At 59.6% G+C, this 7,829-nt stretch carries 5 protein-coding genes; 2 read left to right on the forward strand and 3 right to left on the reverse strand.

The annotated features are described in order from the left end of the window. Positions 1 to 49 precede the first annotated feature (49 nt). On the forward strand, positions 50 to 787 hold the full coding sequence (locus CINSTRO3249_RS10270; RefSeq protein ID WP_084790187.1) for a trypsin-like serine peptidase: 738 nt from the start codon (positions 50 to 52) through the stop codon (positions 785 to 787). A 30-nt stretch (positions 788 to 817) separates the two neighbouring features. Here CINSTRO3249_RS10270 and hrpA read toward each other — a convergent pair whose 3' ends face one another. After that, positions 818 to 4,705 carry an ATP-dependent RNA helicase HrpA gene (gene hrpA / locus CINSTRO3249_RS10275; protein ID WP_074013213.1) on the reverse strand — a complete coding sequence of 1,296 codons (3,888 nt, stop codon included), beginning with the start codon at positions 4,703 to 4,705 and terminating at the stop codon, positions 818 to 820. A gap of 221 nt (positions 4,706 to 4,926) precedes the next feature. Between hrpA and CINSTRO3249_RS10280 the strand changes: the two genes are divergently transcribed. Then, entirely contained in the window at positions 4,927 to 5,532 is a 606-nt protein-coding gene (locus tag CINSTRO3249_RS10280) for an FMN-dependent NADH-azoreductase (RefSeq protein WP_074013214.1), read from the forward strand. Between the two features lie 164 nt (positions 5,533 to 5,696). On the opposite strand, the gene CINSTRO3249_RS10285 is transcribed toward CINSTRO3249_RS10280, so the two are convergent. After that, positions 5,697 to 5,906 carry a YnbE family lipoprotein gene (locus tag CINSTRO3249_RS10285; protein WP_074013215.1) on the reverse strand — a complete coding sequence of 70 codons (210 nt, stop codon included), beginning with the start codon at positions 5,904 to 5,906 and terminating at the stop codon, positions 5,697 to 5,699. Continuing rightward, positions 5,906 to 7,690, reverse strand: coding sequence for an intermembrane phospholipid transport protein YdbH family protein (locus CINSTRO3249_RS10290; protein ID WP_074013216.1), 1,785 nt, complete (start codon positions 7,688 to 7,690; stop codon positions 5,906 to 5,908). Before CINSTRO3249_RS10290 ends, CINSTRO3249_RS10285 begins: the two co-directional genes overlap by 1 nt. Positions 7,691 to 7,829: the final 139 nt, after the last annotated feature.

Here is a 7,829-nt window from a genome sequence, read left to right on the forward strand (position 1 = left end):
TGGCACACACTGGAAGAAAGCTCCGACTTGGGTAGGTATTCGGCGGTTTATGCTTAAGCTGGACGTTCAGGGACTTGAAGAAGCCCTTCGGCAGCATGCCGGAAAATATTCGTCGTCTGGTGTGGCGGTAGAAACCGCCAGCGGCAATCTGTGTACCGCCACGCTGATATCCCCTCATCTCGCCTTGACGGCCGGCCATTGCGTGCTGGCTCCGCCGGGAAAAATCGACCCCGCCGTCATGTTACGTTTTGTCGCCGATCGTCAGCGCTGGCGCTATCAGACCAGCGCTATCGAGACCCTGGTGGCCGGCTCACTCGGTAAGCGGCTGAAACCCGCGGGGGATGGCTGGGTGGTCCCGCCGTCGGCGGCCGGGGAAGATTTTGCGCTAATTCGCCTGAAACGCCCTTTTAACGCACTAAAGCCGCTGCCGCTTTGGGAGGGCGACCGCGAGGAATTAACCCTGCAGTTGAAACAGGCAGAACGACACGTGACGCAGGCCGGCTATCCAGAAGATCATCTCGATACGCTATATCGCCATGAAAACTGCCAAATTACCGGCTGGGCGCAGCGCGCGGTGCTTTCACATCGCTGCGATACCCTGCCCGGTGATAGCGGCTCGCCGCTGATGCTTTATACATTGACCGGCTGGCGGCTGATAGCCATTCAAAGCTCGGCGCCACTGGCCAAAGACCGCTACCGGGCCGATAACCGCGCGCTGGCCATTACCGCGATACGTGAACAGCTAGAGCATTTAAGCGCCCGCCAGCAGGACACCTCGGCGCCCTAAATGGCCGGCGTGGCGCCGTGGTGCGCGCGGTTAAGGTTGGATGAGGTCCATAGCCTGCTGAATGCGTTTTTCCGACACCGGGGCCGGCGTCCCCAGCTGTTGCGCAAAGAAGCTGACCCTGAGCTCTTCAATCATCCAGCGGATCTCAACGACGTCATCCTCATCACGCCGGGCGGGCGGCAGTTTGGCCAGCCATTGCCGCCATGCCTGTTGCACCGACTCGACCTTCAGCATTTGGGCGCGGTCGCGGTGGGGATCGATGGCCAGCTTATCCAGCCGACGTTCGACGGCGCGTAAATAGCGTAAAATGTCCCCCAGCCGCCGCCAACCGCTGGCGGTGACAAAACCCCGGTACACCAGACCGTCAAGCTGAGTTTTGATGTCGGACAACGCCAGCGCCTGGCTAAGGTCCACTTTGCCTTTCAAGCGTTTGTTAATGGCGAACACCACGCTTAAAATTTGCTCCACCCCACTGGCTATCTCAACTACCACCGGATTGAGATGGCCACGGACGTACTCCTGCAGCCGTTGGAAATCCTGCTCCTGCCACACCGGTCCGCCCTGGTCCGCCATCAACTTATCCACCCCGCAGTGAATACAGTCGTCGATCAAATCCAGTACTTTGCCATAGGGATTGAAATAGAGTCCCAGCTTGGCTTTATTAGGCAGCTTGTCATGCAGGTATTTTATTGGCGACGGAATAGTCAGCAACAGCAAACGGCGCACCCCCTGCCACATTGCCCGCTGCTGTTCTGTTTCAGTTTCAAACAGCCTGATGGCGACGCTTTGCCGTTCGTCCACCAGCGCCGGCCAGGCCATGAGCCGGTAACCGCCCTTTTTCTGCTCAAACCGCTGCGGCAGGTCGCCAAAATTCCAGCTTTGCAGATCCTCCTGCTCCAACCCGGCATCCGCTACAGCCGCCAGCGTCTGCTGTACACTGTTTTTAAGCCGGGCTTTCAGCTGGTCCAGATCTTTACCTTCAGCCAGGGTTTTTTGTTGCTCATCCACGACGCGGAAGGTGATTTTCAGATGATCAGGCACCTGGTCCCACTGCCAGGCATCACGATCGAGGGTAACGCCACTCATGCGCCGTAATTCCCGCTCCAGGGCGTCCAGCAGCGGTGTATCGCCTGGCGTGACGCGTGCCAGGAACGCTTCGGCATAATTGGGCGCCGGCACAAAGTTACGGCGTAACGGTTTCGGCAGCGATTTAATCAGTGCAATCACCAGCTCCCGGCGACTGCCGGGAATTTGCCAGTCAAACCCCTGCGGCGATACCTGATTTAACAGCGGCAAGGGAATATGCACCGTAACGCCATCAGCATCGCTTCCCGGCTCAAATTGGTAACTCAAACGCAGCTTTAAATTACCCTGGCGCCAAAGGTTCGGATAATCGACCGCGCTTATGGTGTCTGCACCCGCGCGTACCAGCATGGTTTTGGCAAAATTCAGTCGCTCAGGATCGGTCTTTTGCACCTGCTGCCACCAGCTGTCGAAGTGGCGCGTCGACACAACCTCCTGACCAATACGGCCATCATAAAACGCGAACAGCGTTTCATCATCCACCAAAATATCCCGCCGCCGGGATTTATGCTCCAGCTCCTCCACTTCGTCCAGCAGCCGCCGGTTGGCGCGGAAAAACGGATGACGGGTCTGCCAATCCCCTTCTACCAGCGCATGACGTATAAACAGCTCGCGGCACAACACCGGATCGATAGCGCCGTAGTTGACTTTACGACCGATGACAATGGGCAGACCTAACAGCGTGACCCGCTCCGCGGCCATCACCGCGCCGGCGGCTTTCTCCCAGTGCGGTTCGCTGTAGCTGCGTTTCACCAGATGGGAGGCCATCGGCTCTATCCACTCCGGTTCAATCCGGGCGGCGGTGCGGCCCCATAGCCGGCTGGTTTCCACCAGCTCCGCCACCATGGTCCATTTAGGCGGTTTTTTAAACAGCGCCGATCCCGGGTACAGCGCGAAACGGGCGTTACGGGTGCCGGTATATTCCTGCTTATCGGTATCTTTTTGCCCGATGTGGGACAGCAGGCCGGTCAACAGCGCGCAGTGCAGCGATCGGTAGTCTGCGGGCTGGGCATTGATCGGCAGGCCGAGGGTTTTCACCGTCTGGCGCAGTTGGGTATAGACATCCTGCCACTCCCGCACCCGTAAATAACTGAGAAAATCCACCCGGCACTGGCGGCGGAACTGGCTGGAGGACAGGTCCTTTTGCTGCGTTTGCAGAAAGTCCCATAAGTTGACAAACGCCAGGAAGTCGGACTCTTTATCCGCGAAACGACGATGTTTCTCATCCGACGCTTGCTTTTTATCCATCGGCCTTTCGCGCGGATCCTGAATCGACAATGCGGCGGCAATGATCATCACTTCACGCACGCAACCCCCCTCGCGGGCCGCCAGCACCATACGCGCCAGCCGCGGGTCCAGCGGCAGTTGAGCTAACTGGCGGCCAAGCGGGCTCAGACGATAGCCCTGTGCCGTTTCGCCTTCCAGCGCCCCCAACTCCTCTAGAAGCCGCACGCCGTCTTGAATGTGCCTTTTGTCGGGTGCCTCGACAAAAGGAAACGCCGCGATGTCGCCGAGCCCCAGCGCCGTCATTTGCAGAATGACGGATGCCAGGTGGGTGCGCAGTATTTCAGGATCGGTAAAGGCCGGCCGTGAGAGAAAATCCTGCTCCGAATACAAGCGAAGACAAATCCCTTCCGACACGCGGCCGCAGCGCCCTTTGCGCTGATTGGCCGATGCCTGGGAAATCGGCTCAATAGGCAGGCGCTGCACTTTAGTACGGAAACTGTAACGGCTGATGCGCGCGGTGCCGGGATCGATGACATATTTAATACCCGGTACGGTGAGCGAGGTTTCGGCCACATTGGTCGCCAGTACGATGCGCCTGCCGGCATGGGATTGGAACACCCGATTTTGTTCGGCGTTGGACAAGCGGGCATACAGCGGCAGCACTTCGGTATGGGGCAGGTTGAGCCGATTGAGCCCATCGGCGGTGTCGCGAATTTCACGCTCGCCGCTCATGAAAATCAGAATGTCCCCCGGCCCTTCCCGGCTAAGTTCATGCACCGCATCGTAAATGCCCTGCGCCTGATCCCCCTCATCGTCCGCCTGTTCCGCCAGCGGACGGTAGCGCACCTCTACCGGATAGGTGCGGCCGGACACTTCAATGATCGGCGCGTGATGAAAGTGGCGCGAGAAGCGCTCTGGATCGATAGTGGCGGAGGTGATAATGACTTTCAGGTCGGGCCGGCGTGGCAACAGCTGATGCAGGTAGCCCAGGATAAAATCGATGTTCAGGCTGCGTTCGTGGGCCTCATCGATGATCAGCGTGTCGTACTGCAATAGCTGGCGATCTTGCTGGATCTCCGCAAGCAGTATGCCGTCGGTCATTAATTTCACCAGGGTGTTATCACCGATCTGATCGTTAAACCGTACCTTATAACCCACGGCCCCCCCAAGCGGGGTGGCAAGCTCGCCGGCGATACGATCGGCCACGCTGCGCGCCGCCAGCCTTCGCGGCTGTGTATGGCCTATCATGCCGGTGACGCCCCGCCCGAGGTCGAGACAGATTTTCGGTAGCTGGGTCGTTTTACCGGAACCGGTTTCCCCCGCCACGATGACCACCTGATGGTCCCGTATCGCGTCTGATATCGCCTGGCGTTTTTGGCTGACGGGCAAGTTTTCCGGGTAAACAATGGCAGGCACGGCGGCACGCCTGTCCCGCACCCGCTGGCGCGAAGCGGCGATGGCGGTTTCCATCTGTTGCTGCCACTGTTGTTGCCGTTCGCCGGGCAAAGGGCGTTTGGCGGCGCCCTGCAGGCGGCGCGTTAGCACCGTTTTGTCGCGGATCATGACATCGTCCAGCGTCGCGGCCAGTGCCGCAAGGGGTGAATTCACGTCTACCTTCCTTTACCTGCGGCCGGACCTGCACGGCCGGCCTGATATTCTCTTTGCACTTTTCGTCCGCATTCTACCATATTACGCCGCGCAGCCCGATCGCTTCGGCGATTGTTCAATAATTTCGAATAAACAACTCGAATTATTGCGCTATCACGCCGCCAGGAAGTTGCCTAAAGTAAACGCAGGTTGTCGAACCCCGTCATCATTAAGGAAAAACCATGAGCAACGTTTTGGTAGTCAAGTCCAGTATTCTGGCCACCTTTTCCCAGTCGAACCCATTGGCTGACCATTTCATTGACCAATGGCGCGAGCAGCATCCGGGCGACGACATTACCGTGCGCGATTTGGGCGCCCAGCCGGTGCCGGAACTGGATGGCGAGCTGGTCGGTGCGCTGCGTCCCTCCGACGCTACCTTGACCCCGCGCCAGCAGCAAGCGCTGGAATTATCCGACGCGCTAATAAGCGAATTGCAGGGGAATGATGTGCTGGTATTTACCGCGCCGATGTACAATTTCGAGATCCCCAGCCAATTGAAAAATTATTTCGATTTGATTGCCCGCGCCGGCGTGACTTTCCGCTACAGCGAGCAAGGCCCGGAAGGGCTGGTGAAAAACAAACGCGCGCTTATTCTCACCACCCGCGGCGGTATTCACAAAGACACCCCCAGCGATCTGGTGACCCAATATCTACGTCTGTTCCTGGGCTTTATCGGCATCACCGACGTCAGCTTTATTTATGCCGAAGGCGTGGCTTATGGCCCGGAAGCGGCGGTGAAAGCGCAAGACGAGGCCAAAACGGCAATCCAGGGCTTCGTTGCAGCCTGATACCATTTAACTGACCTACCCTCCCTTGGGCCCCTGGCCCGTTTGGCGCATCTTCGGGTGCGCTTTTTTCAAGGTAGCGCCGGTAGCCCGGCGTGATGGCATGCTCTCTCACGCCCGGCTGTCGTTGTCCCGTTTTCACGGCGAATAACCCGGTGTAAACACCCTCACTGACCCGTGGATGGCCCCTGCTTGGCCCGCTCGCGATTCAACAGTGCCTCACTTTGCGGGTCGGCTTTGATGTGGATATCGTGGTCGATTTTCACATTCATATTAATGGTGGTTGGCGTGGTTGGCGTGGCGATTTCGATCCGCGGCACGCACTGTGTCAGCAGAAGCGGCGACACAAGCGCTATCCAGCTTTTATTCCAATGCATCAAGGCTCCTCTTCGGCAGGCAGGGCGGCTGCCGCCTGTTTTTCCAATAATTGTTCCACCCTGTCGCCAAAGCGCAAACTGCGCCACAGCTGCCAGATATTTTCCCGGTGCGTGTAATGCAGGCGTACCGCCCGCCGGGTCGCTGCGTGGGCGCCTGTTCCGGCAATATTCGCGTTAAGGGTCAAATCCCCGGCGCGGCTGAGATGCAGCCCGGCGCGCAGGTTGCTGATTTCCATATAGCGTAGCCAATCGACGGCGGCGGCGGTGGCAATATCCCGCTGGGCAAGCGCGTCGGCGAATTGAGGATCCAGACGCAGCGTCATCAGGTTATCGCTGGCGATCCAACCGCGGGGAATGACCTGCGTCGGATCGTCGAGCAGCAGCGGCAGTTCGCCGCTGACCCGCCCCGACAGGGCAAATTGTTTAGGTTTCAGCGCGGTGATAAGCTCGCTCATCTCCACCCCCTGGACTTTCAGCACCGCCGGCGCGTGCTGCGGGAACCGCAGCGGGGTTAACGTCACCTTGCCGCCCAGGGCGTTCAGCCGGAGATGCGTCAAGGTGAGCGGATGAGCATCATCATAGGGATAGAACCCTTTCAGGCCGGTGTCCAGCTGGCGCAGGGGGATGGGGGAAACCATCTCATCAATGTGCAAAGAGACAGGCTGGCGGATCCCCAACTGCCAGCGGCTTTGCGCCAGACGGTAGGACAGCGCCAGCCGGACGCCGATAAGCCGACTATCGCCATACCAAATATCGCCCCCGCTCAACACGCCGTGCCCGCCGGCGATGAAACCTTGACTGGCCGAGGCGGAAAAGGCGCTTTGGGCATAAAATTCGCCGTTATGCAGCCGAATGTCTGACGTTTGCGGCAACAGGGGCGCAAACACCCGCAGCGGCTGTTGCGGCCACCAGGCCTGACCGCGCAGCCGCTCGCCGTCCCAGCGTCCGTGCAATTGTACCGGCCCCAACGCGCCCGCCTGTAGCGTACCGCGCCACTGCCAGGCGTCCGGGCTGCGCCCGCGCAACGCCAGCGTCAACCGCGGCGCGGGCAGCACCCCGCCGTGCTGCAATCGCACCTGCGCTGAGGTCATTTCCAGTGCGCCCGCCAGCGACGGCTGATCGGTGCCGCGACGCCATTCCAGCGGCGTGGTTAAGCGCAGGCGCGGCGCACGGGCATCAATAAGGCCATAGCGGAAGCGGTCCATTTCCCCTTGCGCCTCGTTCAGGCGCAGGAGGTGATCCTGCCAGGCGCCGCGACCGGCGATACGCCAGCGGGCGCCGAACGGTTTCAGCTGGCCATCGCCCCACAGCCGCCAGCGCCAGTCGCCGGCATCAGGCCAAAAGTTCACCGCTTTGCCGTCTAAATGCAGGGTAAAATGCCCGCTGTCGCCTGACCTGGCCTGCAAAATCGCCTGCAGCCGGCCATTGACTCCCGACGACGACAGCTGGATACCGGCGAGGGGCAAACGCGCGGTATCGATATCCAACGCGTCCGATACGCCACCCACCAGCCGCAATAGCGCCCCGGGTAATAATGCAAGATAAGGCGCGGTGACATCGCCGCGCAATTCGCCGGGAATAGCGGCATCCAGCGAAAGGTTATTGTCATTCACCATGCCATTGAGGCGAAAGGGCAAATGATTATCCGTCAGCCGGAGCGGCCCGGGGCCGATATTCAGTACCGCGTTGGCGCGCCCGCGCAAACCCTGAGTCAGGACATTAAGCCGGGCGCTGACGCCAAGGCCCGCCAGGCCGGCGCGCCAGTCGGTCAGCGTCAGAGCCATCCCCCCCGCCAGGGCATAGGTATCTACACATTTATCGTGATACCTGTTATTACTTTGCAGAATGATTTCAACCTATCTGTTGGCGGGATTGACTCTCGCCTTACCCGCCGATATCAGACGCTGGTTAAACAGCATATGA

The organism is Candidatus Sodalis sp. SoCistrobi (assembly GCF_900143145.1).
Taxonomy (GTDB): domain Bacteria; phylum Pseudomonadota; class Gammaproteobacteria; order Enterobacterales; family Enterobacteriaceae; genus SoCistrobi.